The 23512-nt window shown below is 69.0% G+C and carries 25 protein-coding genes; 13 read left to right on the forward strand and 12 right to left on the reverse strand.

Annotation, left to right across the window (positions count from 1 at the left end; translation table 11 throughout):
- Nucleotides 1-11 precede the first annotated feature (11 nt).
- Nucleotides 12-1163 (reverse strand): citrate synthase 2, encoded by a 1152-nt coding sequence (locus tag ACSMFO_RS08820; protein ID WP_037348027.1) that lies wholly within the window; start codon nt 1161-1163, stop codon nt 12-14.
- A gap of 291 nt (nt 1164-1454) precedes the next feature.
- On the opposite strand from ACSMFO_RS08820, the gene ACSMFO_RS08825 reads away from it, so the two are divergent.
- Genes ACSMFO_RS08825 through ACSMFO_RS08850 form a run of 6 tightly spaced genes read left to right on the forward strand, consistent with a single transcriptional unit; the run spans nt 1455 to nt 5856 of the window.
- Nucleotides 1455-1757, forward strand: coding sequence for an urease subunit gamma (locus tag ACSMFO_RS08825; RefSeq protein ID WP_436457921.1), 303 nt, complete (start codon nt 1455-1457; stop codon nt 1755-1757).
- Between the two features lie 12 nt (nt 1758-1769).
- Complete coding sequence (locus tag ACSMFO_RS08830) at nt 1770-2063, forward strand: urease subunit beta (protein ID WP_038507943.1); 294 nt, start codon at nt 1770-1772, stop codon at nt 2061-2063.
- Complete coding sequence (locus ACSMFO_RS08835) at nt 2063-3784, forward strand: urease subunit alpha (protein WP_436457923.1); 1722 nt, start codon at nt 2063-2065, stop codon at nt 3782-3784. The genes ACSMFO_RS08830 and ACSMFO_RS08835 overlap by 1 nt, the downstream gene beginning before the upstream one ends.
- Nucleotides 3784-4458, forward strand: a complete 675-nt coding sequence (locus ACSMFO_RS08840; RefSeq protein WP_436457925.1) for an urease accessory protein UreF — start codon at nt 3784-3786, stop codon at nt 4456-4458. The genes ACSMFO_RS08835 and ACSMFO_RS08840 overlap by 1 nt, the downstream gene beginning before the upstream one ends.
- Nucleotides 4448-5155 (forward strand): urease accessory protein UreG, encoded by a 708-nt coding sequence (ureG, locus tag ACSMFO_RS08845; protein ID WP_037348019.1) that lies wholly within the window; start codon nt 4448-4450, stop codon nt 5153-5155. Before ACSMFO_RS08840 ends, ureG begins: the two co-directional genes overlap by 11 nt.
- Nucleotides 5152-5856, forward strand: a complete 705-nt coding sequence (locus ACSMFO_RS08850; RefSeq protein ID WP_436457927.1) for an urease accessory protein UreD — start codon at nt 5152-5154, stop codon at nt 5854-5856. Before ureG ends, ACSMFO_RS08850 begins: the two co-directional genes overlap by 4 nt.
- Before the next feature lie 57 nt (nt 5857-5913).
- On the opposite strand, the gene ACSMFO_RS08855 is transcribed toward ACSMFO_RS08850, so the two are convergent.
- Nucleotides 5914-7017, reverse strand: a complete 1104-nt coding sequence (locus tag ACSMFO_RS08855) for a lipase family protein (RefSeq protein WP_436458342.1) — start codon at nt 7015-7017, stop codon at nt 5914-5916.
- A gap of 79 nt (nt 7018-7096) precedes the next feature.
- On the opposite strand from ACSMFO_RS08855, the gene ACSMFO_RS08860 reads away from it, so the two are divergent.
- The gene (locus tag ACSMFO_RS08860; RefSeq protein WP_436457929.1) at nt 7097-7717 is read left to right on the forward strand and encodes a TetR/AcrR family transcriptional regulator; all 621 of its coding nucleotides are present in this window, start codon (nt 7097-7099) and stop codon (nt 7715-7717) included.
- Nucleotides 7718-7789: 72 nt separating this feature from the next.
- On the opposite strand, the gene ACSMFO_RS08865 is transcribed toward ACSMFO_RS08860, so the two are convergent.
- The 7 genes from ACSMFO_RS08865 to ACSMFO_RS08895 are packed head-to-tail and all read right to left on the reverse strand — an operon-like array spanning nt 7790 to nt 14541.
- The gene (locus ACSMFO_RS08865; RefSeq protein ID WP_436457931.1) at nt 7790-8383 is read right to left on the reverse strand and encodes a GTP-binding protein; all 594 of its coding nucleotides are present in this window, start codon (nt 8381-8383) and stop codon (nt 7790-7792) included.
- Nucleotides 8361-8741, reverse strand: a complete 381-nt coding sequence (locus ACSMFO_RS08870) for a DUF742 domain-containing protein (protein WP_034308529.1) — start codon at nt 8739-8741, stop codon at nt 8361-8363. Before ACSMFO_RS08870 ends, ACSMFO_RS08865 begins: the two co-directional genes overlap by 23 nt.
- A 20-nt stretch (nt 8742-8761) precedes the next feature.
- Complete coding sequence (locus ACSMFO_RS08875) at nt 8762-9187, reverse strand: roadblock/LC7 domain-containing protein (protein ID WP_005156032.1); 426 nt, start codon at nt 9185-9187, stop codon at nt 8762-8764.
- Nucleotides 9184-11799, reverse strand: coding sequence for a nitrate- and nitrite sensing domain-containing protein (locus ACSMFO_RS08880; protein WP_436457934.1), 2616 nt, complete (start codon nt 11797-11799; stop codon nt 9184-9186). Before ACSMFO_RS08880 ends, ACSMFO_RS08875 begins: the two co-directional genes overlap by 4 nt.
- Nucleotides 11800-11801: 2 nt before the next feature.
- Nucleotides 11802-12590: an ABC transporter ATP-binding protein gene (locus tag ACSMFO_RS08885; RefSeq protein ID WP_378410847.1), complete on the reverse strand. Its 789-nt coding sequence runs from the start codon at nt 12588-12590 to the stop codon at nt 11802-11804.
- Nucleotides 12587-13540: an ABC transporter permease gene (locus ACSMFO_RS08890; RefSeq protein WP_436457936.1), complete on the reverse strand. Its 954-nt coding sequence runs from the start codon at nt 13538-13540 to the stop codon at nt 12587-12589. Before ACSMFO_RS08890 ends, ACSMFO_RS08885 begins: the two co-directional genes overlap by 4 nt.
- The gene (locus ACSMFO_RS08895; protein ID WP_350577587.1) at nt 13537-14541 is read right to left on the reverse strand and encodes an ABC transporter substrate-binding protein; all 1005 of its coding nucleotides are present in this window, start codon (nt 14539-14541) and stop codon (nt 13537-13539) included. The genes ACSMFO_RS08890 and ACSMFO_RS08895 overlap by 4 nt, the downstream gene beginning before the upstream one ends.
- A gap of 389 nt (nt 14542-14930) precedes the next feature.
- Between ACSMFO_RS08895 and ACSMFO_RS08900 the strand changes: the two genes are divergently transcribed.
- The 5 genes from ACSMFO_RS08900 (at nt 14931) to ACSMFO_RS08920 (ending at nt 20175) form a co-directional block, all read left to right on the forward strand.
- Nucleotides 14931-15302 (forward strand): hypothetical protein, encoded by a 372-nt coding sequence (locus ACSMFO_RS08900; protein ID WP_436457938.1) that lies wholly within the window; start codon nt 14931-14933, stop codon nt 15300-15302.
- Nucleotides 15303-15773: 471 nt separating this feature from the next.
- Nucleotides 15774-16460, forward strand: coding sequence for a pyridoxamine 5'-phosphate oxidase (pdxH, locus tag ACSMFO_RS08905; RefSeq protein ID WP_037348006.1), 687 nt, complete (start codon nt 15774-15776; stop codon nt 16458-16460).
- Nucleotides 16461-16801: 341 nt separating this feature from the next.
- On the forward strand, nt 16802-18085 hold the full coding sequence (locus tag ACSMFO_RS08910) for an MFS transporter (RefSeq protein ID WP_360133287.1): 1284 nt from the start codon (nt 16802-16804) through the stop codon (nt 18083-18085).
- Between the two features lie 24 nt (nt 18086-18109).
- Nucleotides 18110-18694, forward strand: a complete 585-nt coding sequence (locus ACSMFO_RS08915) for a DUF3558 family protein (protein WP_378410843.1) — start codon at nt 18110-18112, stop codon at nt 18692-18694.
- Between the two features lie 95 nt (nt 18695-18789).
- On the forward strand, nt 18790-20175 hold the full coding sequence (locus ACSMFO_RS08920; protein WP_436457940.1) for an APC family permease: 1386 nt from the start codon (nt 18790-18792) through the stop codon (nt 20173-20175).
- Here ACSMFO_RS08920 and ACSMFO_RS08925 read toward each other — a convergent pair.
- Genes ACSMFO_RS08925 through ACSMFO_RS08935 form a run of 3 tightly spaced genes read right to left on the reverse strand, consistent with a single transcriptional unit; the run spans nt 20172 to nt 22389 of the window.
- Entirely contained in the window at nt 20172-20999 is an 828-nt protein-coding gene (locus ACSMFO_RS08925) for an MBL fold metallo-hydrolase (protein WP_038507963.1), read from the reverse strand. The two genes, ACSMFO_RS08920 and ACSMFO_RS08925, sit on opposite strands and share 4 nt — an antisense overlap.
- Nucleotides 20996-21826, reverse strand: coding sequence for an MBL fold metallo-hydrolase (locus tag ACSMFO_RS08930; RefSeq protein WP_436457942.1), 831 nt, complete (start codon nt 21824-21826; stop codon nt 20996-20998). Before ACSMFO_RS08930 ends, ACSMFO_RS08925 begins: the two co-directional genes overlap by 4 nt.
- Nucleotides 21826-22389, reverse strand: coding sequence for a TetR/AcrR family transcriptional regulator (locus tag ACSMFO_RS08935; RefSeq protein WP_436457943.1), 564 nt, complete (start codon nt 22387-22389; stop codon nt 21826-21828). The genes ACSMFO_RS08930 and ACSMFO_RS08935 overlap by 1 nt, the downstream gene beginning before the upstream one ends.
- Before the next feature lie 123 nt (nt 22390-22512).
- On the opposite strand from ACSMFO_RS08935, the gene ACSMFO_RS08940 reads away from it, so the two are divergent.
- Nucleotides 22513-23229, forward strand: a complete 717-nt coding sequence (locus tag ACSMFO_RS08940; protein ID WP_436457945.1) for a helix-turn-helix domain-containing protein — start codon at nt 22513-22515, stop codon at nt 23227-23229.
- Nucleotides 23230-23512: the final 283 nt, after the last annotated feature.

Genomic DNA, 23512 nt, shown 5'->3' on the forward strand with positions numbered 1-23512 from the left:
CATAGCGCGCGTCAGGACTGCTTCGCGACCAGGTCCCAGCCTTCGACGTCTTCCGGCTTCCGCGGCTCCGGCCCGACGTACTTGGCCGACGGGCGCACGAGGCGGCCGGTCTTCTTCTGCTCCAGGATGTGCGCGGCCCAGCCGGCGGTACGCGCCGAGCTGAACATCGCGGGCATCATGTGCGGCGGTACCTGGGCGAAGTCCAGGATCACGGCCGCCCAGAACTCGACGTTGGTCTCGATCGGGTGGTCCGGACGCCGCTCGCGCAGCTCCTTCAGCGCCACCTGCTCCAGCTCCGCGGCCGCCTCGTAGCGCGACGCGCCGAGCTCCTGGCAGGTCCGGCGCAGCACGCGCGCCCGCGGGTCCTCCGCGCGGTACACGCGGTGCCCGAAGCCCATCATTCGTTCCTTACGGTCCAGGATGCCCTTGACCAGGCCGACCGCGTCGCCGGTCTTCTCGACCTCCTCGATCATCGGCAGCACCCGCGCCGGCGCGCCGCCGTGCAGCGGGCCGGACATGGCGCCGATCGCGCCGGACAGCGCCGCGGCGACGTCGGCGCCGGTCGAGGCGATGACCCGGGCGGTGAAGGTCGAGGCATTGAGACCGTGCTCGGCGGCCGAGACCCAGTAGGCGTCGATGGCCTTGACGTGGGCCGGGTCCGGCTCGCCACGCCAGCGGACCATGAAGCGTTCGGTGATCGACTTCGCCTCGTCGACCCGGGTCTGGGGGACGGCGGGCTGCCCGATGCCGCGGGCGGACTGGGCGACGTACGAAAGCGCCATCACCGAGGCGCGGGCCAGCTGGTCGCGCGCCTCGTCGTCGGTGATGTCCAGCAGCGGCCGGTAGCCCCAGATGGGGGCGAGCATGGCCAGCGCGGCCTGGACGTCGACGCGGACGTCGCCGGTGTGCACCGGCAGCGGGAACGGCTCGGCGGGCGGTAGCCCATGGCCGAAGCGGCTGTCGACGAGAAGACCCCAGACGTCACCGAAGGTCACCTTGCCGGCGAGATCCTCGATGTCGACACCGCGATAACGCAGCGCGCCGCCGTCACGGTCGGGCTCGGCGATTTCGGTCTTGAAGGCGACCACGCCTTCGAGACCCGGTCGGAAACCGTCGTCGACCTGCTCGGACGGCTGATTGGTGCTGATCGTGGAGGTACTCACTGTGGTGAAACCTTTCGATGCGCATTCCCCGGCTTTGTGTTCATGCGTGGACGGGATACACGCAGCGAAGGCGCGCCTCATCGCACGGATGGACAAACTTTGCTCCACGTCGCGGCCTGGGGCAATCGAAAGATGTGGTGCTTTCGGTCACGATTACGAGAACGATTCAGTGAAAAGCTCGTTCGTACGCGAAGAGTTACGGCGACGTTCACTTTGCGTGTACCGGGCGCCGACGTAAATCCTGTGTTTCGAGAACCGGCGGCGGGCCGTTTCCGGTGATAGACCTTTCCCATGCACCTGAGCCCCCAGGAGCGGGACAAACTGCTCATCCACGTCGCGGCGGACGTAGCTCGCAAACGCCTGGAGCGCGGGGTCCTGCTGAACTACCCCGAGGCGGTCGCCCTGATCACCGATCACGTCCTCGAAGGCGCTCGCGACGGCTGGACGGTGAGCGAGCTCGTGGCGAGCGGCCGGTCGGTGCTGGGCCGGGCGCAGGTGCTGGACGGAGTGCCGGAGATGGTCGATTCCGTGCAGGTCGAAGCCACTTTCCCGGACGGCACGAAGCTCGTCACCGTGCACGACCCGATCGTCTAGAAAGGGCCGCGAGTGCGACCAGGAGAGATCATCACCGGCGACACGCCGGTCGAGCTGAACCCGGGCAGGCCGCGGGTCCGGCTGCTCGTGCGGAACCTCGGCGACCGGCCCGTCCAGGTCGGTTCGCACTACCATTTCGCGGCGGTCAACCCGGGGCTCGAATTCGATCGCGAAGCCGCCAGGGGACATCGGCTCGACGTGCCCGCAGGAACGTCCGTGCGTTTCGAGCCGGGGGTCGAACGTGAAGTCGATCTCGTCCCGCTGGCCGGGAACCGCGCGGTGCCCGGACTGCGGAAGGCGACCTGATGCCGTCGATCGATCGTGAGCGCTACGCCGAACTGTTCGGCCCGACCACCGGCGACCGGATCCGCCTCGCCGACACCGATCTGATCGTCGAGGTCACCGAAGACCGCAGCATGGGGCCGTCGGGCAGCGGTGACGAAGTGCTGTTCGGCGGCGGCAAGGTGATCCGCGAATCCATGGGCCAGGGGATGGCGACCCGGGCCGAAGGCGCGCCCGATCTGATCATCACCGGCGCGGTGATCCTGGACCACTGGGGGATCGTCAAGGCCGACGTCGGTGTCCGCGACGGCCGCATCGTCGGCATCGGCAAGGCGGGCAACCCGGACACGATGGACGGCGTCGACCCGGCTCTGGTCGTCGGACCGTCCACGGAGGTGCTGTCCGGCAACGGGAAGATCCTCACCGCGGGCGGCATCGACTGCCACGTCCACTTCATCTGCCCGCAACTGACCGACACCGCGCTGGCGTCCGGTCTCACCACGCTCGTCGGCGGCGGGACCGGGCCGGTCGAGGGCAGCAAGGCCACCACCGTCACGCCCGGCGCGTGGAACCTCGGCCGGATGCTGCGGGCGATGGACGGCCAGCCGGTCAACATCCTGTTGCTGGGCAAGGGGAACACCGTCCGGCACGAGGCGCTGCGCGAACAGCTCGCCGCCGGCGCGGGCGGGTTCAAACTACATGAGGACTGGGGAAGCACCCCGGCCGCGATCGACGCCTGCCTGACCGTGGCCGGCGAATCCGGTGTCCAGGTGGCGATCCACACCGACACGCTGAACGAAGCGGGCTTCCTGGAGTCCACTGTGGACGCCATCGGCGGCCGGTCGATCAACGCGTACCACACCGAAGGCGCGGGCGGCGGGCACGCGCCGGACATCATCCAGGTCGCCGGGCTGCCCAACATCCTGCCGTCGTCGACGAACCCGACGCGCCCGCACACCGCGAACACCCTCGACGAACACCTCGACATGCTCGTCGTCTGCCATCACCTGAACCCGTCGGTGCCCGAGGATCTGGCGTTCGCCGAAAGCCGGATCCGGCCGACGACCATCGCCGCCGAGGACGTCCTGCACGACCTCGGCGCGATCTCGATGATGAGCTCGGACTCGCAGGCGATGGGCCGCATCGGCGAGGTGATCATCCGGACGTGGCAGACCGCGCACGTCATGAAACGGCGGCGTGGCGCGCTTCCCGGCGACGGCGCGGCCGACAACCTGCGGGCTCGTCGCTATGTCGCCAAATACACGATCAACCCCGCGATCGCGCACGGCATGGAGCGCGAGGTCGGCTCGGTGGAGGTCGGGAAGCTCGCGGATCTCGTGCTGTGGGAGCCGAAGTTCTTCGGAGTGCGGCCGCATGTGGTGCTGAAGGGCGGATTCCCGGCATGGGCGGCGATGGGCGACGCGAACGCGTCCATCCCGACGCCGCAGCCGGTGCTCGCGCGGCCGATGTTCGGCGCGGCAGCGGCGATCGCCGCCGCGAGCAGCTTCCATTTCGTGGCCCCGGAAGCGCTGGAAAACGGGGTGGCGGAGCGGTTCGGCATCGCGCGGAAGCTCGTGCCGGTCGCGAACACCCGGTCCCGGGGCAAGGCCGACATGGTGCTCAACGACGCGACACCGGACATCCGGGTGGAGCCGGACAGTTTCGCCGTGCACGTCGACGGCGAGCTGATCGAGCCGCGGCCGGTGACCGAACTGCCCATGGCGCAACGGTACTTCTTGTTCTGATGAACACCGCAGCGGTCATCTTGGCCGATTCCAGGTTCCCCGGGGGTGGTCACGTCCATTCCGGCGGGCTCGAAGAAGCCGTCGCCCGGAAGCTGATCACGCACGAACGTGACCTTCCGGGGTTCCTCTCCGGGCGCTTGCGCACGGCCGGCTCGCTGGCCGCGGTGTTCGCCGCCGCGTCGGCGCACGCGGCGGCAAGGAACGTCCGAAGTGGACACTGGCGACGGCTCGATCTCGAACTCGACGCCAGAACGCCTTCGCTCGCGCAGCGGGAGGCCTCCCGCGCGCAGGGGCGGGGGACGGCACGGGCGGGTAAGGCGGCCTGGCCGTCGCCGGTGCTTTCCCAGCTGCTGAAGGAAACCCCGCGGCCGCATCATCCGGTGATCGTCGGAGCGCTGGCCGGGGTGCCCTTCGACGCCGCGATGGCGGTGGCCTACCTCGCGATCAGCGGTCCCGCGAGCGCGGCCGTACGGCTGCTCGGCCTCGATCCGTTCGCCGTCAACGCCGTCGTGGCCCGCCTCGCGGACGAGGTCCAGGAGGTTTCCCGGCGGGCCGCCGAGGTCGCGGGCGACGATCCGGCCGATCTCCCGGCGCCGGGGTCACCGGCGCTCGATCTGTTCGCCGAGGCACACGCCCGGCATCACCAGGAAGAGGTGCGTCTCTTTGCCAGCTGAGCATGGTCACGGTCACGGACATGTGCACCCGGTCAACTTCGACCCGACCGCCGCGGAACCCGACCACTACGAGCAGGCGCCGACCGCCGGGCGCGCGTACCGGATCGGGATCGGCGGGCCGGTGGGGAGCGGGAAGACCGCGCTCACCGCGGCGCTGTGCCGGGCGCTGGGCGACGAGGTGAACCTCGCCGTCGTCACCAACGACATCTACACCACCGAGGACGCCGACTTCCTGCGCAAGGCCGGCGTGCTCGACCCGGAGCGGATCGAGGCCGTGCAGACCGGCGCGTGCCCGCACACCGCCATCCGCGACGACATCACCGCGAACCTCGACGCGGTCGAACGGCTGGAGGAGCGGTTTCCTGGGCTGGATCTGGTGATCATCGAGAGCGGCGGGGACAACCTCACCGCGGTGTTCAGCCGGGGACTCGCCGACAGCCAGGTGTTCGTGGTCGACGTCGCCGGTGGCGACAAGGTGCCGCGCAAGGGCGGGCCGGGCGTGACGACGGCGGATCTGCTGGTGATCAACAAGATCGACATCGCGCATCTGGTCGGGGCGGACATGGACGTGATGACCTCGGACGCGCACCGGATGCGGGGCGAGCTGCCGGTGATCACCCAGTCCCTTGTGGACACTCCGAACGCGCCGGCGGTGGCGGACTGGGTCCGCTCGCTGCTCCCGGTCCGCGCGGGGTGAAGGCGCACGCGCGGCTGACCGCCTGCTTCGAGGGCGGCCGGACCGTACTGCGTGAGCTGCGCTCGATGGCGCCGCTCACGCTCCTTCCCAAGCGGGGCATCGGTGCGACGGCGGTGGTGCACCTGGTCAACTCGGCGACCTCGCCATTGGGCGGCGATGAGCTGAAGCTGACCATCCGGGTCGGTGCCGGTGCTTCGCTGCGGCTTTCCGGGGTGGCGGCGACGATCGCGCTCCCTGGGCTGCATGGGGAGGGGAGTTCGTCCCTTGTGGACATCGCCGTGGACGATGGTGGGTCTTTGGAGTATCTGCCGGAGCCGACCGTGGTGACCGCGCGCGCCCGGCACACCGCCGTGTTGCGGGCCGCTTTGGCGTCTGGCGCCTTCTTGCATACGCGGGAGGTGCTGGTTCTGGGACGGGCGGGTGAGCGGCCTGGCTCCCTGGTGACGACGCAGCATGTGACGCGGGGTGAAATGCCGTTACTGCGGCAGACGTTGGAGATCGGGGACTCCACTTTGGACGCCAGTCTCGCGCATCTGGCCGGGCGACGGGTGCTGGCAACCGATCTGGTCGTCGGTGGTCCCGTGGTGCCCGAGGCTTCCGGTGAGTGGTGGTCGCGTACGTCGCTCGCCGCCGGTGGGACGCTCACGACTTCCTTGGCGCCGGACGCCGTGACCGCGCTGCGGGTCTTCGAAAGTCCGTGAAGGCCTCCTTGAGGGACTCTGGGTCCCTCAAGGAGGCCTTCACGGACCGACTCCCCGTCAGAACTTCGTGCCCAGCCAGGTCATCGCGACCGGCCCGCCGGCCGAGACGCCGCCGATGTGTTCCAGCAGCGGGAATTCCTGCCAGGTGACGTCGGTGCCGAGGGCCTGGTAACGGTCGCGCAAGCCCTTGCCGACCGCCAGCGGGATCAGTTCGTCCAGCGACGCGTGGTACAGGAAGACCGGCGCGCCCGGTTTGGTCTTGCCCGCCAGGTTCTCGCCGAGCCGGGCCTGCCAGCGCGGGTCCGACGAAACGTTCGGAACGGTCGTGAAGTCGTTGAGCCGCGCGAAAGGCGCCGCCGCGCCGAGTTCCACGGTGCACGCTTCCTTGACCTTCGCGACGGCCTTCTCGCCCTTCGCGTTGAGCACGTCGGTGAACGGCAGTTCCGGATACGCGGTCGCGTAACCGACGGCGGCACCGAGCACCAGCCCGAACGCCGGACCGCCGTCGTTGAACTTCAGGACCGCGTTCAGATCCGCCGGGACACCGCCTTCCGCGACGCCGACCAGGTTGACGTCGGGTGCGTAGGACGGCTGCAGTTCACCGGCGAACGCCGCGGCCTGGCCTCCTTGCGAGTAACCGAAAACGCCGACCGGTCCGGTCTTGGACAGGCCCGCTTCGGGGACCCGGGAGGCGGCGCGGGCGGCGTCGAGGACGGCCCGGCCTTCGGACTGGCCGACGGCGTAGGTGTGCGTGCCCGGGGTGCCGAGGCCTTCGTAGTCGGTCACGACGACCGCCCAGCCGCGCGAAAGCGCTTGGCTCATCAGGAGGACTTCGTTCTCGGACCCGTTCGTCAGCCGGGTCGACGGCGCGCAGCGGTCGCCGAGGCCGTGGGTGCCGACGGCGTAGCTGACCAGCGGCCGCGCGCCCTTCGTCCATGGCGTGTGCGGGACCAGCAGGATGCCCGACACCGTGTTCGGCTGTCCCGTCGCCGACGTGGAGCGGTAGTGGAGTTTCCAGGCCTTCGCCGGGGCGGTGGCGACGACCGATTTGTAGTCGACCAGGTCCCCGGGCGCGCTCGGCGCGGCTTGCGCTGCGGGCGCGCCGATCAGGGTGGCTGCGAGGGCTGAGACCAGAACTGTCCGAAGCGCCGTTGCCTCCAGTTTGGTAATCGAGATTTTCGCAATGTAGGCGCTGTTGCTAGCATCTGGCAATCCCTGTTACCGAATCGGGGGAGGTCGAGTGGCCCGCACCTATGGCGGGGTCGCGCCCGAGCAACGGCGCGCCGAACGGCGTGAACGCCTGCTCCTGGCGGCCCTGGACCTGTTCACCTCGACGGGCTACCAGCAGGCGAAGATCACCGAGTTGTGCACCCGCGCGGGTGTCTCCACGCGGAACTTCTACGAGGAGTTCGAGAGCAAGGAGAAGGTGCTGCTCACCCTGCACGAGCGGATCAACGCGCTCGCGCTGGAGCATGTCACCGGCACCCTGGAACGGCTGGAGGACGCCGACGCGGTCACCCGGATCGGGACGCTGCTGGACGTCTTCGTCAGCACGGTCACTTCGGACCCCCGGATGCCGCGGCTGAACTACGTCGAGGCCGTCGGCGTCAGCGCCGCCTTGGAGGCACAGCACCAGGAATGGGTCGACCGGTGGGCCGCGTTCATCGAGGCCGAGGCCCGCCACGCCGCCGAGCACGGGGTGGCGCCCGACCGCGACTACCACTTGACGGCGATCGCGCTCGTCGGCGCGGCGACCGGCCTGCTGCGCGAGTGGCAGGCGCACACCCCGCCGTTGCCGGTCGCCGGCGTCGCCGCCGAACTCCGGGCCCTGATGCTCGCCGCGATCACCCGGCCCGCCTGACCACCCCCTGCGTTTCGTCCTCTGAATGCGGTCCTTGCACACGCAAGTACCGCATCCAGAGGACGAAACGCGTCAGGAGGCGGCGGAGGCGCGACGGAAGGTGTTGTGCAGCACGGCGAGCAGGGCGTCTCGCACGGAGAGGCGCTGCCGCGCGTCGAAGGTGATCAGCGGGACGTCCTCGCCCACCGCGAGCGCCCAGCGAACGTCTTCGAGGTCGTGTTTGAGCGAGCCGTCGAAGACGTTCACCCCGACCACGAACGGCAATCCGGCCTTCTCGAAGTAGTCGACGGCCGGATAGCAGTCGTCGAGCCGCCGGGTGTCGACGATGACGAGCGCGCCCAGCGCGCCCAGCACGAGGTCGTGCCACATGAACCCGAACCGGTCCTGCCCCGGCGTGCCGAAGAGGTACAGCTTCACCTCTTCGTCGATGGTGATGCAGCCGAAGTCCAGCGCCACCGTGGTGGTGGTCTTCGACGGCACGTCGCCGCCGGAGCCGTCTACGGCCGCGCCCGCCGAGGTCATGGCCGCCTCGGTGGTCAGCGGTTTGATCTCGGAGATCGCGCCGACGGTGGTCGTCTTGCCGACCCCGAACCCGCCGGCGATGACGATCTTGACCGGTGTCGGCGGTTTGGCCGACGCCGGTTCAGCGAATTGCTTCGAGTCCACGAATGACCCTTTCGATCATGCCGAGGTCCTGGGTGAAGGCTCCCGCCGGGCGACGGAGCACGACGTAGCCGAGTGCGGCGAGATCCGCCACGAGCACCCTGGCCACGCCGATGTGCAGGCCGAGCATCGCCGCCACTTCGGCGACGGATTTCGTTTCCCGGCAAAGGGAAACGATCTCCCGCCGTTCGAAGGTCAGCCTCGCGTGCGACGCCGCGCCGAGCCTGCTCGTGAGCACTTGAGCCTCGATTTCGAGCGTGCCGTCCACCGGCTGCGCGCGGCCGGCGGTGAGCAGATACGGGCGTAGCGGCGAGATGCCCTGTTCGGCGCCTCGCGGCTGGGGTACCTGATCGTCGCTCATTCCCTTGTCCCCTCGTCAGTTCAGCTGCCGACGCTCTTCTTGAGTTCCTCGATCAGCGCGGGGGTGAGCACCTCGGTGGCGCGGTTGGCGAACATCGCCATCTCGTAGGCGATGGTGCCGAGGCTGGCCTGCTTGGTGGCGAGCACGCCGAGCGAGCAACCGATGCTGATCGTGCAGACCAGCAGGTAGCCCTGCTCCAGCTCGATGATGATCTTGTCCGGCGAACCGAGCGGGTGGCTCTCGGAGACCCCGTGCGCGAGGCCGAGCATCGCCGAGCAGATCGCGGCCAGCCGGTCGGCGTTGGCGCGTTCCAGCTCGGACGACATCGCGATCAGCAGGCCATCGGCCGAGACGGCGATCGCGCCCATCGCGCTCGCCGTGTTCTGCGCGAAGCGCGTCACCAACCAGTTGAAGTTCCGGGCTTCGACGCTGACTCCGGTCGTCATCTCTTGCTCTTCTCTCTCTGTTCCATCTCCGGGTTGACGGCTTTCTCCAACCCGTCACTGAAGGCGTCGAACGCGGCACGCTCGGCCTCGGGGTCACGCATGCCCTTGGGCTTGGTGGTGTTCAGCGCCGCCCGCGCGGTCTGGTGCCGCGCGGCCGGACCTTTCGCCAGTCCCGGCGCCAGTTGCGCGCCGGGGACCCGCCGGGTGAGACCACCGCGGGAGGCGGCGGGCACCGGTGTCGGGGTCGGCATCGGCGCCGGGGCGGCGGCCGGTGGTGCGGTGGCCTTCGCGAGTCCGGCCTCGAACCCGTCGAAGGCCGCCTTTGCGGCTTCTGGATCATGCCTGGACTTCTGCCGCGCCGGCGCTTCGGGGGCACCGGGAAGCTGCGCGCCCTTGACCCGCCGCCGCAACCCGCCTCGGGTCTCGCCGGGGTCGGCGGCGGTGAGCGTCGGCGCGGGAGCCTGGTAGACGGGCTCAGGCACCGGCGTCGGCAGGGGCGGTGGTTCCAAGATCTCTCCGTCGGTCTTGCGGAACCACCGGAAGTCCTTGGGCTGCCTGCCGTCGCGCGGGATCATCCCGGCGATCGCCAGCGTCGGCGGTTCGCTCGGAGCCGCCTTCTGCCGCGGCTCGGGCAGCGACGGCGGTCCGGGCTCGTCACCCGGTTCCGCCGTCGGCCACACCGGCGGCGCCGGGACGGACTTCGGGGTGGGCGGCCGGTAGGTCAGCAGATTCGGCGGGACGGTGAGCCGCGCGGTGATACCCGCGCCCGGCTCGGTCTCGGTCAGCTCGACCTTGAGGCCGTGCCGCCGCGCGAGCCGTCCGACCACGAACAGCCCGAGCACACTGGTCGGCGCCAGTTCGAGCCGCTCGCGTTCGACCAGCCGCCGGTTCTCCTCGGCGAGCCGTTCCGCGGTCATGCCGATGCCCTGGTCCACGATCACGATCAGGCAGGAGCCGTCGGGCAGGATCTTCGTGCCGACGTCCACAAAGGACTCCGGCGGGGAGAACGACGTCGCGTTCTCCAGCAGCTCGGCGAAGATCAGCACCAGATCGGAGCCGAACGGCGACGACAGCAGGACATCGCCCATCGAGCCGAGCCGCACCCGCTGGTAGTCCTCGATCTCCGCGAGTGCCGAACGCAGCGCGGTCGAGAGTTCGATCGGGCCGGAAATCCTTGCCTCGTCCCGGTTTCCCGAGACGACGAGCAGGTTGTCCGCGTTCCGGCGGAGACGAGTGGAGAGGTGGTCGAGCCGGTAGAGGCTCGCCAGCAGGGCGACGTCCTGCTCGTTGCGCTCCAGCTCGTCGACCAGCGCCAGCTGCCTGCCCACCAGGTTCTGCGTGCGCTTCGCGACGTTGGCGAACATGAGGCCGACGTTGCGCCGCGTGACGGCCTGCCGTTCCACCAGCTCGGCCGCGGTGGCCTGCACCCGGTTGAACGCCTCGGCCAGCTTGCCGAGTTCGTCCTGCGAGGACACGTCGATGATGGCCAGCCGCGGCGCGAGCTCTTCGGCCTGCTCGGTGTCGGTGACGCGGACGAGTTCGGTGCTCGCGAGGTCCGCGACCGACGTCGCCGCCGTGGTCAGCTTCCGCAGCGGATCCGCGATCGACCGGCTGACCGCGATCGCGAGCCCGCCGACCAGCAGGAACAGCACACCGGCGCCGACACCGATCGTCCACGCCAGGTTCTGCGCCGCGTCCGCTCGCGCGGTCGCCGCGTCGGTGATGCCGGTGGTGACCGCGTCCTGGGTGAGCCGCCGCTGGTTCGACTGGGCGTCGACGGCGCCGAGGATGTCGGGCAGCAGGTTCTGCACGGCCTGCGGGCCCTTGGCGTCGGAGAGCCTGGCCTCCAGCGCGTCGACCCGGCGGCCCGTCTCACCCTGCTCGACCGCGACGACCTGCGTGGCCTGGGTGACGTCGGCCTGCTGCACGAACCGTTCGAGGAACAGCGACGACTGCTGCTTCGCGTCGGCCAGCACCGGCGCCCCCGATTCGGGGGTGACCAGCACGATGATCAACGCCATCCCGCGCAACGAGTTCTCCTCGTTCGCGCGCAGCAGCGCGTCGAGCGCCGTCAGCTGCTGGGTGCCCGCCGCGTCACTGGTCTGCTGCGGGACGAGACGGAGCGCGTTGATGACCGCGTCGATCACCGCGTGATACGTCCGCGCCACACTGTCGAGTGAGGCACCGCGCCGCAGCGCGTTCTCCCGGATCTCGTTCAGCGACCCGATGCGCACCAGCGCCGCCGCGAGTTCTTCCGGCGCGTCGGCGCTCAGCCCCGACCGCACCTGGTTCACGGTTTCCGCGACCACGCCCTGCTGCTTCAGCATCGCCGAACCGCCCGCCGACGTGGACGCGATGTAGTGCGCCGTCAGCAGCCGCTCGCGCTGCAGTTCCCAGGCGAGCGTGCCGAGCGCGCGGGCCTGCGACGCGACGTCGGCGGTGGTGCGGGCGGACCGGGCGTCGTCGACTTCCCCGGCGACGTAAGGCACCGACACCAGGACCACGGCGGTCAGCGGCAGCATCAGGAGCAGGTTGAGCTTGCCCCGGATGCCGAGTCTGCCGAGCAACCCGGACCGTGCCGTGCGTTCCGGCCGGGACTTCCCGTGCCTCATGGTCACCTTTCTCCCCGGCTCCGCCCGAGGTGTCCGCGGTGCTGTTCCCGGACGAGGTCTTCGATGGACGCGCGCAACGAGACGAACTCGGGCGCGCGTTTGACCGCGAGGTCGCGTTCAGCGGGCAGGTCGACCACGATGTCCGCGGCCACCCGGCCCGGATCCGAGGCCAGCACCACGACGCGCCCGCCGAGGAACACGGCCTCCTCGACGTCGTGGGTCACCATCAGCACGGTGGTGTGCGTGTCGGTCCAGATCCGGCGGATCAGGACCTGCATGTCCTCTTTGGTCTGGACGTCCAACGCGCCGAAGGGTTCGTCCAGCAGCAGCACGTCGGGCTCGCACACCAGCGCCCGCGCGATCGCGACCCGCTGCTTCTGCCCGCCGGAAAGCTGTTTGGGCAACGACTTCCGCAGGTGGCCGAGCCCGGTCTCGTCGAGATACCAGTCGATCCGGCGCGCCCGCTCGGCCTTGTCGATGCTCAGCAGTTCGAGTCCGAACGCGACATTGCTCTCCACCGTGCGCCACGGGTACAGCGCGCCGTGCTGGAACACCAGCCCGCGATCCGGGCCCGGCCCGGTCACGGCGTCGCCGTCGAGGGTGATCAGGCCCTCGGTCGGTTCGGTCAGCCCGGCGATCAGCGACAGCAGGGTCGACTTGCCGGATCCGCTCGCGCCGACGACGCAGACGAAATCGCCGCGCGCGACGTCGAGGTCGATCCCGTCGAGCGCGCGGGTGGTCTTGCCACGGACCGTGTAGTCCTTGGCGACCGCTTTCAGCTGAAGCGTCATGCCGCCCACTTCCCGACCCTGGCCCGCAGGAGCCGCAGCGCGATGTCGATGACCAGCCCGAGCAGGCCGATCACGATCAGCAGCGCGAAGATCCGGTCGGTCTGGGTGAACCGCTGTGCCCGCATGATCCGCAGGCCGAGCCCGGCGGTGGCGTTGATCAGTTCGGCGACCACCACGAAGTTCCACGCTGCCGCCGCGTTGACGCGGGTCGCGTCGATCATGCCCGGCAGCGCGTGCGGGACGATCACCTTGCGCAGCACTTCGCCGCGCCGCGCGCCGAGCGTGTAGGACACGTCGATCAGCGACCGCGGCACCCCGCGGACGGCGTCGGCGATCATCAGCGTGTTGAAGAAGACCGTGCCGAGGAACAGGACCGCGACCTTCGACGGTTCACCGAGGCCGAGCCAGATCATCAGCAGCGGGATGAACGCGCTCGCCGGCAGATAGCGCAGCATCGCGATGACCGGCTCGAACAGCGCCAGCCCCGCGTCGAACGTCCCCATCACGATGCCGAGCGGCACGGACACGAGGATCGCGAGCCCGAAGCCGAGCAGCACGCGCTGGGTGGTGGCCCAGAGATCGCTGAACAGCTCGCTCGACTCGATCATCTTCACCAGCGCGTCGAACACCGCGACCGGCGTCGGGAGGAACATCGGCTTGATCGTGCCCAGCGCGTTCAGCGTCACCCAGATGAGCAACGGGATCACGAACGAGGCCGCCGCCAGCGTCCACCGCCACCGGGCGGGGATCGGCGTCCGCAGCGAAAGCAGCGGGGAGGCGTTCGGCTTGAGGCCCGCCCGGCGGGGCAGCGGCGACCAGTCCGGTCGCGCGCCACGCCGCTCTTCCTGCGCCTCGGCGAGCCGCTGCTCGTCTTCGAGACGGCGCGCTTCGGCCTCGTCAGCGGCGTCCGTCCGCTGAGCGGCCCGCCCCGCCGCGTCGGTGGCGCTCACTTCACCGCCTTGACGTACTGGTCGTCGAACAGCCCGTCGAAGTTCGGGCGGCTCTGGGCGAGCCCGTTGGACACGATGAAGTCGGCGATCTTGCCCGCCTGGAAGTTCAGGTGGGCCGGGGTGACACCGGGGGTGAACGCGTCGAGGTTCTGCTGCTTGGTGAAGATCGTGGTGCCCGCGTCGTAGGACTTGTACTCGTCGATCGACACCGCGCCGCGTTTCGCCATGATCTTCACGGCCTCTTCGCGGTTCTGCTTGATCCAGCCGATCGTCTCGAACCAGGTGTTCACCAGCGCCTGGACCTCCTTCTTGCGCTCCTTCGACATCTGCTCGGAGACGACGAGGTGGTCCGGGATGGCGCCGGGGAACTCGGCCGACGTCGCGATCGCGCGGCTGCCGGGGCGCTCGAGCGCCTTCGAGGTGAAGGGGGCGAAGGCGGCGACGGCGTCGACCTGCTCGCCGACGAACGCGGCCGCGGCGGCGTCGGTCAGCAGCGGGACGATTTCGACGTCCTTCTCGGTCAGCTTGGCCTCCTGCAGCGCGAGCAGCAGCAGGTAGTGGTCGACGGTGCCCTGCTCGACGGCGATCTTCTTGCCCTTGAGGTCGGCGACGCCGGTGATGCCCTGGCGGGCGATGATCTTGTCGTTGCCGGTCGAGTTGTCGTTGACCAGCACCACCGACAGCTTCGCGCCACCGCTGACCGAGGCGAGGGTGTCGTTCAGGGTCTGGCTGTTGGCGTCGATCGCGCCCGAGGAGAGGGCGTTGATGCTCTCGGTGTAGCTGTCGAACCACTTCAGGTCGACGTTCACGCCGTTCTTCTCGAAGAGGCCCTTCTCCTGGGCGACCGCCCAGGGGAACCACCCCGGCCAGGCGCTGTAACCGATCGTGACCTTGGTGCCGGAGGCGGCCGTGCTGTCGGAACAAGCCGAAAGGGCGGTCACGCCCGCCAGCGAAAGGGCGCACAACAACGCCGTCATCAGACGGCGGGAACGGGAAATCACAACGCACTCCTGGGGAAGGGGAGTAACTCGGGCGTGGAAAGTTCCGGCTGTTCGAGCGCAGGACTGATCGACCGGTGTCGAACTCCCTCGGGGAAGCCCGGCCGGCAATGGCGGATGGCGCGGCCGCACACCCGGCCGTCCCATCCAAACCTCTGAACGTATTGGATAGAGGTGATCACCCCGTTGCTCTCGGCGGCGATCCTATCGAGTGGCGCAAGGTCTACCTAGTGTGATCGTCGGCTCTTGCACGATTCGCTGTCACATTCTGCTAAATCCGGCCGTTCGCCCCAATGGGCGGACTCTCGCCTGATGGACAACCCGGTCCCGGACGTCGTACGTCCATCGGGTGGCGGGTGAATCTTCGCCCGCCCTTCGGGAGGGAGCAGAGGATGAAAATTCGTTCGGCCGCGGCGTGCGTCGCGGGGGCGGCGCTCGTGTCCACTTTGCTCGGTGCGGGGCAGGCGAACGCGACCAGACCGTCCAGTCTGGTCATCAGCCCGAGCGCCGTCGCCGCAGGTGGGACGGTCACCGCGGACATCTACTGCCTGCGCCCGTCCGGTGCGGGCGAGCTCGCGACGTCCCTCGTCGCGGACGGTCTCGCCGCCCCGATCCCCTTGCGGGTGGTGGGCGACGGCGGCACCGGCGGCATCGGTGTCGCGTTGCGCGGCGACGGTCCGGTCGGGGCGGTGCCTGGGCGCTACACGGCGGCTTACGACTGCTGGGGCTGGATCGTCCGCGCGGAGTTCACTGTCACGAACTGACAGAAGCGAAGGCCGGTTTCGGGACGCGAATTGCCGTCCCGGAGCCGACCCTCGCTGACACATCCGGGGGAGATGTTCCGGGCGGTAATTTCTGTCAATCGACAGAATTGGCTCCGGTCGGCGCGGGCGCCGTCGTGAAAACCGGAAGAATTGTTCGCGGCGCGCCGAAATACCGGCGAAACAAAGTGGAAAGAATTCCTCGCCGATCCGCGCGGACCCGGTCTGTCCAGGGCATTTCCGCCGTTTGTGGAGGCGGACGCGATTTCGCGGGACCGACGTTCGACCTTGATCGATCAGGCTCGGCCGGGTAACGGGGAGGTGACGGCTTGCGGTCCGGCGGCTACACACAGATGATCCAGCAGGGGTGGCGGGTGTCACCGTTCAGTGGGTTTCGCCGCCGCGTCGGAGGCAATACCGTCGGCGGCAAAGCCGAAGTCACAGATGCCCCGACCGGGTACGGAGGTTTGGCGGATGATGCCGGAGATCAAGGAAGGCGCTGCCGGGAACGGCGACGCCGTCGTGCGCCTGCCCGGGATGCGGGTGGCCTACGAAGGGGCGGCCTTCGACGAGTCCGCGCTGGCGGAGACCTGGACCGACCAACTGCAGGACTGGCTGAACCAGGCCGTCTCCGCCGGGATCGCCGAACCGAACGCGATGGTGCTCGCCACGGCCGACCCGGAGGGCAGGCCGTCCTCCCGGACCGTCCTGTGCAAGGGCCTCGACGAGCGCGGCGTCGTGTTCTACACGAATTACACCTCCACCAAGAGCCACGACCTCACCGCGACGCGCTACGCGTCGGTCACCTTCCCCTGGTACCCCCTGCAGCGGCAGGTCCACGTGCGCGGCGAGGTGGAGAAGGTCAACGTCGCCGAGACCGCCGAGTACTGGGCGTCCCGCCCGCGGGGTTCGCAACTCGGGGCCTGGGCCTCGCCGCAGTCCCGCGTCGTCGACGGCCGCCGCGCCCTCGAGACCGCGCTGCACGGCATCGAGCGCCGCTTCGCCGACGTCGAGAACATCCCGTTCCCGCCGCACTGGGGCGGGTGGCGCATCCGGCCCGACGTCGTCGAGTTCTGGCAGGGCCGCGAGGACCGCATGCACGACAGGCTCCGCTACGTGCGGACCGACGACGGCTGGCAGATCGAGCGCGTCGCGCCGTAATTTTTGCCGGCGCGCTTCCGCAAACGCGCCGAAGGGGCGTCGTTCCGCTTCAACGTCACGTTGAGCGGAGAGGCGCCCCTTCATCGCGTTTCCGGGGGCCTTCGGCCCAAAAGAGGGCGCGCGGCGGTGAAGTCTCCCCGTCGCGCTGGCGCGCTTCCGGGAGACCGTTGGGTCGCCTAGGGCTCGGTGCGGTTACGGATGGGGGCTGAAGGGGACTTTTGCCGCGTCTCATGAGGTGAAAGCTCCCTTCATCGCGTCTGACGTGGGGAAAGGCCCCTTCGGCCACCGGGTGACATAAATCGCGCGCGGATGGTTAGTTAGCGCGGCTAAGCTGTCTGGTTGTGAGTGACGACGTGGGGGTTGAGCAGCGCAAAGGCGTCCGCAAGCTGTTCGGCTCGATCGTCGTCGACACCCGGCCGCTCAAGATCCCCGCGTTCCGCCGCCTCTGGCTCTCCACCGCGGTCACCGCGATCGGCAGCCAGCTCACCGCCGTCGCGGTCCCGAAACAGGTCTTCGACCTCACCGGATCGTCCGCGTACGTCGGCCTGACCGGCCTGGTCGCCCTGATCCCGCTGCTCGTCTTCGGGCTCTGGGGCGGCGCCATCGCGGACGCCGTCGACCGCCGCAAGCTGCTCCTCGTCACCAACGTCGGCGTCACGCTCACTTCGGTGGTCCTGTGGCTCCAGGCGTTCCTGAACATCGGCTCTGTCTGGCTCGTACTGGGCCTGCTCGCGGTCAACCAAGCGTTCTTCGCGGTCAACATGCCGACCCGCAGCGCCGTCGTCGCCCGCCTGGTCCCGGACAACCTGATCGCGCCCGCGACCGCGCTGAGCAGCACGATGGCCACCTTCGGCGCGGTCTTCGGCCCGCTGCTCGCCGGTTCGCTGATCCCGATCCTCGGCCTCTCGACGCTCTACCTGATCGACGTCCTCGCGCTGACCTTGACCCTCGTCGCGGTCTACCGGCTACCCCCGATCCCGCCGCTCGGCGAGATCGCGCGCCGGGCCGGGATCCGCGACATCATCGACGGCTTCAAGTACCTGGCCACGCAGAAGATCCTGCTGGCTTCGTTCCTCGTCGACATCATCGCGATGGTCGCGGGCATGCCGCGCGCGCTGATCCCGGAGATGGCGGAGCGCACGTTCGGCGATCCGCCCGGCGGCGGTCCGGCGCTGGGCTGGCTGTACGCGGCGCTGCCCGCGGGCGCGATGCTGATCGGCCTCTTCTCCGGCTGGCTGACCAGGATCCGCAACCAGGGCGCGGGCGTGATCGTCTCGGTCTGTGTCTGGGGCGCCGCGGTCGCCGGTTTCGGGCTCGCGAACTCGCTGTGGCTCGCGGTGTTCTTCATGGCGCTCGCCGGCGCGGCCGACATGGTCAGCGCGATCTACCGGATGTCGATCCTGCAGGTCGCCACCACCGACGAGATGCGCGGACGGCTGCAGGGCGTGTTCACCGTCGTCGTCGCGGGCGGTCCGCGGATCGCCGACCTCACCCACGGCTGGGCGGCCGCCGGTGTCGGCACGGCGGCCGCGGCCTCCGGCGGCGGGGTGCTGGTCATCGTGCTGGTCGTCGGCGCGGCGCTGCTGATCCCGTCCTTCTGGCGGTACCGGGCCCCGGTGGACTGAGCCGTCCGGGCTATCGTCGGGCCCATGCGTATTTCACGGGCGATCATCCTGTTCGCCGCTGTCATCGCGACCCTTTCCGCCTGCTCGTCCGGCGATGAAAAGACGGACAACGCGGCCAAGCCGTCGAGCCAGGCCCCCTCGCCCTCCGCCGCGCCGAGTTCCTCTTCCGCTCCCACCGGTGGCGCCGGTGCGAAGGAGCCGTGCGCGCTGCTGCCCGCCGAGGCCGTCGGCAAGGCCGTCTCCATCCAGGGCGTGACGTCGGCGCCGGGCCCGGTGCAGGACAACGCCGCCAACGGGGGCAAGGCCAAGAGCTGCGTCTACTCGGCCGCCGGCAAGCAGATCGGCGCGCTCGCCGTGACCCGGTTCGAAGGCAACAAGATCAAGCCCGCCGAGATGGTCGCGGCGCTGAAGAAGGCCAAGCAGAACGCGAAGGACGTCGCCGGTGTCGGCGAGGGCGCCATCTACTACACCGACGAGAACAAGACCGCGACGCTGGCGGCCGCCGAACTCGTGGACAACGTCCCGGTGCTGGTCAACTACACCGGTCCGGCGAAGATGACGCAGGACATGATGACCCCGTTGGTGAAGACCGCGGTCGACGCCAACTGAGCGATCTACCCAGAAGCGGCCTTCGTCAACCCGTGACGAAGAACTGACCAAATCGGACTGTCGGCCACAGACGTGATGCGGCACACTCTTGCCGCATGGCGGACACGACGACAACAGAACAGACCGGTCCGGCCGGTCAGCCGAGCCTCAAACGGGTCATGGGTTCCAAGCTCCTGCTGTTCTTCGTGGTGGGGGACATCATCGGGACGGGCGTCTACGCGCTCACCGGGCAGGTGGCGGGCCGGGTGGGCGGCGCGCTCTGGCTGCCGTTCCTGATCGCGTTCGTGGTCGCGTTCATGACCGCGTTCAGCTACCTGGAACTGGTCGGGAAGTACCCGCAGGCGGCGGGGGCCGCGCTCTACACGCACAAGGCGTTCAAGATCCGCTTCCTCACCTTCATGGTGGCGTTCGCGGTGATGTGCTCCGGGATCACGTCGGCCTCGTCGGCGGCGAAGGCCTTCGGGGACACGTATCTCAAGGAGTTCATCACCGCGCCGATGCCGCTGGTGGCGATCCTGTTCGTGATCGGCCTCGCGCTGATCAACTTCCGCGGGGTCTCCGAATCGGTGAAGACCAACGTGGTGCTGACCTGCATCGAGATCGGCGGTCTGCTGATCATCATCGGGGTCGGCGTGTGGGCGGTGCTGAACGGCAACGGGGATGCCTCGCGGCTGGTCGAGTTCGACACCGAGAACCAGACGATGCTGGTGGCGATCACCTCGGCGACGTCGCTGGCGTTCTTCGCGATGGTCGGTTTCGAGGACTCGGTGAACATGGCCGAGGAGTGCAAGGACCCGATCCGGATCTTCCCGAAGGCGATGCTGTGGGGCATGGTCATCGCCGCGACCATCTACATCATGGTCTCGGTGACCTCTTCGCTGCTGGTGCCCGCGGACGATCTGGCGGCGGCCAAGAGCAGCGCGCTGCTGAAGGTGCTCGACGTCGGGGCACCCGGCTTCCCGCGCGAGGTGTTCTCCGCGATCGGTCTGTTCGCGGTCATCAACTCGGCGCTGATCAACATGCTGATGGCCAGCCGCCTGCTCTACGGCATGGCGAACCAGCGGATCATCCCGAAGCAGCTGGGCACCGTGCACCCGTTCCGCCGCAGCCCGTGGGTGGCGATCGTGTTCACCAGCCTGATCGCGATCGCCCTGGTGTCCTTTGTGGACATCGGCGTGCTCGGCGGCACCACGGCGTTGCTGCTGCTGGCGGTGTTCGCCATCGTCAACGTCGCGGTGCTGGTGCTGCGCAAGGAAAAGGTTTCGCACAGGCATTTCCGCGCGCCGACGATCGTCCCGGTGCTGGCCGCGATCTTCTGCGTCTACCTGGTGACGCCGTTGTCCGGACGGCCCGCGCGCGACTACAAGGTCGCCGCGATCCTGCTCGGCGTCGGTATCGTGCTGTGGGGGATCAACTGGCTCGTCATGCGGGCCACGCACAGTGAAGAAGACCGGCGGCCCATCGAGCCGCCGGTCGGCTAGCCGCGGCTGAGCGCCTGGTACTCCACCGGGCTGTGGGCCGAGAACACGGTGACGTCGTCGGCGTGTTCTCGGCTCAGCTCGCGCAGCCGCTCGACGTTCTCCAACCGCGGTTTGCGCAGCGTCTGCACCATGTTCTGGAACGCGGTCATCCCCGGCGGGCAATGCGGTTTCACCGGATCCATCTGACCGTGGAAGAAGTACGCGTCACCCGCGTGCAGCAGCCAGCCGTCGCCGGTGTCGACCGCGACGCCGGTGTGGCCCTTGGTGTGTCCCGCGAGCGGCACCAGCAGGATCTCCGGCGGCAGGCCCTTCAGCTCGCGGACGGCCTGGAAGCCGAACCAGTCGTCGCCGGCCTCGTCGTACATGCTCCACAGTGGACGGTGAGCGAACTGGTTGGCGCGGAAGCGGAGCTTCTCGCTCTGGTTCGACGGCGCCGTCGCCGCGTCGTGCTCCGCGGTGCGGACGTGCACGACGGCGTTCGGGAAGTCCGCGAGCCCGCCCGCGTGGTCCACATCGAGATGGGTGCAGATGATGTGCCGGACGTCTTCGAGCTTGTGGCCGAGCGCCTCGACGTGGTGGGCCGCCGTCTCCGTCTCGACCGGCTTCGCGCCGACCATGATCGTGAACGGCGTGCCGAGCCAGGCGCCGGGATTCGCGACGCCCTTGCGGCCGAAGCCGGTGTCCACCAGCACGAGGCCGTCGCCGGTCTCGATGAGCAGGCAATGCGCCACCAGCTCCGAGCGGCGCAGGAGACCGGGCTGGCCGTCGAGCAGCTTGCCTCCCGGTGCGCGCATCGTGCCGCAGTTCAGGTGGTGCACCTTCATAGCCTGCTCCTCTGGCTGAGCCGTTCGAATGCGGTGGCGTCGTGCGCGGCGAAGACCGTCACTTCGGCACCGTTGTTACTGACAAGTTCGCGCAGCCGGCGCTGGTTGTCCAGTCGTGCCGTCTTCTCCGTCTGCATGTACGACTCGAAGAAGCCCAAAGCGGCGGGGATGTGCGGCTTTCGCTCCAGTTCGCCGCCGTGGAAGACGGCGTCGCCCGCGTTGAGAAGCCAACCGTCACCAGTGTCGATCGCGATCCCCGCGTGGCCGCGGGTGTGCCCGGCGAGGGGGATGAGCAGGACGTCCGGGACGCCTTCGAGCTCGCGGACCGCGTCGAAACCGAACCACGGCTCGCCGTCGGCGCGGTACGAGCGCCAGACCGGCCCGTGGTCGAACTGGACCTTGCGGTAGCGGCTCGCCTCCTTGCGGTCGATCGGCTTCTCCAGTGCCTGGAGCTCGCGGGCGTGGACGTGGACCCGTGCCTGGGGGAAGTCGACGAGCCCGCCCGCGTGGTCGAGGTCGAGGTGGGTGAGCACGATGTCGCGCACGTCGGCCGGGTCGAAGCCGAGCTTGCGGATCTGGGTGGTGGCGCTGAGGTCGTCGTCGCTGTCGGGGTGCACCAGCCGGACGAAACCGGCGCCGAGCCATTCGACCGGCCGGGTGACGGTGGGGGTCCCGACACCGGTCTCGATGAGCACGAGCCCGTTGTCGGTCTCCAGCAGAAGGCAGTGACAGATAAGTTCGGCGCGGCGGAAGAGCCCAGGCTTGCCGTCGATGAGTTTGCCGCCGATCGGCCGCATGGTTCCGCAGTTCAGGTGATGGACGCGCATCAGGAGAGCTCCCGTTCGAGTGTGACGCGGAGATGGGGGGCGATCGCGCGCAGTGGCGCGGTGTCGTGCAACGTCTTGGCCAGCAGCAAGCCGCCCTCGATGGCGGCGAGGACGACCGTCGCCAGCTGGTCCGCCTTGTCGGTGTCCAGCGCGTCGGCGATGACGGTGTGCCAGGACTTGTAGCCGTCCGCGCAGGCCTGGCGGATCGCCTCGCTGTCCCCCGACGCGTCGAGCGCGACCGTCGCCAGCGGGCAGCCGCGCTGGAAATCCGACTCCTCCAACGAGATCGCCAGCGCGTCGACCACGTTCTCGACACCGGTGACGATGTCGGGCGCGTTCGCGGCGATCGTGCGCAGCTGCTCGCAGAGCCGGTCGGCGGACTGGCGGATGGCCTCGGCGGCCAGCTGCTCCTTGCCGCCGGGGAAGTGGAAGTAGAGCGAGCCCTTGGGCGCGCCGACGGCGGCGACGAGCTGGTTGAGCCCGGTGGCGTGATAACCCTGCTGGTGGAAGAGGTCGGCGGCGGAGTCGAGCATGCGCTGCCGGGTGTCGGTGCGGCGGACCATGCGGCCGACTGTAGCCCAAACTATGACGACCGGTCTAGTAAATCTCGATTTACACAAACCCTCTTGTTTGCAAATGTTTGTGTAAACTTGCGGCGAACCGGTCGGCGAGCGAAGGGAGCGGACATGGTCGACTCGGCCCAGTTGCTCCCGGTCGCGCAGGCGGCCCGAGCTCTGGATATCTCGCGAGAGCGTGTCCGTGAACTCGTGCACGGCGGCAGGCTCGACGCGATCCGGATAGGCCGTGAACTACTGGTCGATGCCCGGTCGGTCGAACATCGGAAGAGCGTGGTGAAGCCCGCGGCCGGCCGGCCGCTCTCCGCTCGGATGGCGTGGGGTTTCCTGTGGTCGTTGAGCGGCTACCAGCCGTCGTGGATCTCCCCGTCGGAATGGGTCAGGCTCAAGCGCTACGCGCGGGAACGCGTGCCCGCCCAATGGCCACGCCTGCTCTCCGGTCGCGCGCGTGTGCACCGTGTGCGAATGCTGCCCGGCCCGCTCGCGCGGCTGCGGGAAGATCCGCACGCCGTCGTCAGTGGCCCTGTCGCCGCAGGGCGCCACGGCGCCGACCTGATGGCGGGCAGCGCCGATGAAGAGTTCTACGTGGAGGCCGCGCGGTTCGACGAACTCGCGCGGTCACGGCGGCTCCGCCTGGACAGCGCGGAACCCAACGCGGTGATCCGTGTTCCGGCCCTGTCCGGCGTTCTGCGCCCACCGGGGGCGGGCGGCCTTGCGATCCCGGCGGCTGTCGCGGCGGACCTCCTCGACGCGGGGGACGAGCGTTCTATCCTTGCGGCACAACAACTTCTCACTCGTTTGGGCGAGGCCCATAAGCTCGGCGAATGAGCGATTCCGTGCCGAGGGCAGGCTGGCGTTCCCGCCGGCTGTGTGGATTTTGGGGCGTTGGATGACCAGAAATCCACACGGTCGGTCGTGATCGGACCGGTCACGACCGCCGACCGCGTACGCCGAGCCGCTAGTGTCCTGCGTCAGACATTCCCCGAGACAGTCGTGCCCGATTTGAGCACTTCGTCCGATATTGCATGGGGTCGTGAGTGATAAAGAGCGTTCTAACGCTCTTTATCACTCACGACCACCTCGGCAAACCGGACGCAGGGCATTCACGACA

Source organism: Amycolatopsis sp. w19 (assembly GCF_051373225.1).
GTDB lineage: Bacteria > Actinomycetota > Actinomycetes > Mycobacteriales > Pseudonocardiaceae > Amycolatopsis > Amycolatopsis japonica.

Coding starts and splice junctions, on each gene's coding strand:
- ACSMFO_RS08825 (WP_436457921.1), top strand. CDS start 1,455: ATGCACCTGAGCCCCCAGGAGCGGGACAAACTGCTCATCCACGTCGCG.
- ACSMFO_RS08835 (WP_436457923.1), top strand. CDS start 2,063: ATGCCGTCGATCGATCGTGAGCGCTACGCCGAACTGTTCGGCCCGACC.
- ACSMFO_RS08840 (WP_436457925.1), top strand. CDS start 3,784: ATGAACACCGCAGCGGTCATCTTGGCCGATTCCAGGTTCCCCGGGGGT.
- ACSMFO_RS08870 (WP_034308529.1), bottom strand. CDS start 8,741: ATGAGCGACGATCAGGTACCCCAGCCGCGAGGCGCCGAACAGGGCATC.
- ACSMFO_RS08875 (WP_005156032.1), bottom strand. CDS start 9,187: ATGACGACCGGAGTCAGCGTCGAAGCCCGGAACTTCAACTGGTTGGTG.
- ACSMFO_RS08880 (WP_436457934.1), bottom strand. CDS start 11,799: ATGAGGCACGGGAAGTCCCGGCCGGAACGCACGGCACGGTCCGGGTTG.
- ACSMFO_RS08885 (WP_378410847.1), bottom strand. CDS start 12,590: ATGACGCTTCAGCTGAAAGCGGTCGCCAAGGACTACACGGTCCGTGGC.
- ACSMFO_RS08900 (WP_436457938.1), top strand. CDS start 14,931: ATGAAAATTCGTTCGGCCGCGGCGTGCGTCGCGGGGGCGGCGCTCGTG.
- pdxH (WP_037348006.1), top strand. CDS start 15,774: ATGATGCCGGAGATCAAGGAAGGCGCTGCCGGGAACGGCGACGCCGTC.
- ACSMFO_RS08915 (WP_378410843.1), top strand. CDS start 18,110: ATGCGTATTTCACGGGCGATCATCCTGTTCGCCGCTGTCATCGCGACC.
- ACSMFO_RS08920 (WP_436457940.1), top strand. CDS start 18,790: ATGGCGGACACGACGACAACAGAACAGACCGGTCCGGCCGGTCAGCCG.
- ACSMFO_RS08925 (WP_038507963.1), bottom strand. CDS start 20,999: ATGAAGGTGCACCACCTGAACTGCGGCACGATGCGCGCACCGGGAGGC.
- ACSMFO_RS08930 (WP_436457942.1), bottom strand. CDS start 21,826: ATGCGCGTCCATCACCTGAACTGCGGAACCATGCGGCCGATCGGCGGC.
- ACSMFO_RS08935 (WP_436457943.1), bottom strand. CDS start 22,389: ATGGTCCGCCGCACCGACACCCGGCAGCGCATGCTCGACTCCGCCGCC.
- ACSMFO_RS08940 (WP_436457945.1), top strand. CDS start 22,513: ATGGTCGACTCGGCCCAGTTGCTCCCGGTCGCGCAGGCGGCCCGAGCT.